Origin of the sequence: Microvirga roseola (assembly GCF_020866965.1) — a bacterium.
GTDB lineage: Bacteria > Pseudomonadota > Alphaproteobacteria > Rhizobiales > Beijerinckiaceae > Microvirga > Microvirga roseola.
Genome location: NZ_JAJATX010000174.1, coordinates 1 through 849, shown reverse-complemented (window position 1 = coordinate 849; position 849 = coordinate 1). Strand labels below are relative to the sequence as shown.

The following is an 849-nucleotide window of genomic DNA, read 5'->3' as shown; positions in this document are numbered from 1 at the left end:
GGAGGTAATTAGAACTCTAAACCTGCAACTGTAGTGCTAGGCAAAATCCCCACATGGAGTAAGACCTCATGACCATCACTTCGTCCAAAATGCTTCTCGCCCTGGCCGTTTCGGCCGCGCTGGCCAGCCCTGCACTCGCGCAGCAGCAGGGCAATCAGCAGGGTCAGTCGAACCAACAAGGCGGCCAGCTGGGCCAGCAGCAGATGGGCCCGCAGGGCGGCCAATGGCGTCAGCAAGGCCAGCAAATGGGCGGTCAGCAGGCGCGCGTGCCTGAGCAGTACCGACAGGAGCACGGCCGCATTGTCGCCGTCCGCCCCGTGCGTGTCCGTGGCGTAAACACGCCCAACTACCTGGTCGTTCTGGAGACGCAGCCCGGGCGCCGCATCGTCGCCGATATCGGGCAGAACCGTCAAGCGGTGAACCTGCAGCAGGGCGCGCCCTTTGCCGTCCGCGGGCAGGTTGTACGCGTGGGCAACCGAGGCGCGTTGCTGCTGGCGGACGCAGTGCGTGTCGGCAATCGGGTCTATGACGTCAACCGTCCAGCTTATCGCCGAACCGGTACGGGCGGCCAGGGCTGGTGATCGCAGGCTAAGGCGGCCGGGCTCCGGATGGGTCCGGCCGCTTTCCACAAGTAGGACCCGAAGTGCCCTTAGAATCCATGGCCACCTGAAATACCATGCGCCTCGGCGCACCGACCTCGCGATATGCCGACTTCTCTGATTGCCGACAGGCTGCATCGCCGGGAGCGGTCGCGCCGACAAGCGACATGCCCACCCAAGAGACAGGTCGGGATCTCTGCACTACTTAGTCGGCCCTGAACAATGCCGTTTGATCAGGCGGCAATTGGAT

General features: G+C 63.7%; 1 protein-coding gene. It reads left to right on the top strand.

What is annotated here, in order from left to right; all coding sequences use genetic code 11:
• The first annotated feature begins 68 nt into the window (after positions 1-68).
• A complete protein-coding gene (locus LG661_RS24725; protein ID WP_230534646.1) occupies positions 69-581 on the top strand; it encodes a hypothetical protein in 513 nt (170 codons plus the stop codon).
• Positions 582-849 lie beyond the last annotated feature (268 nt).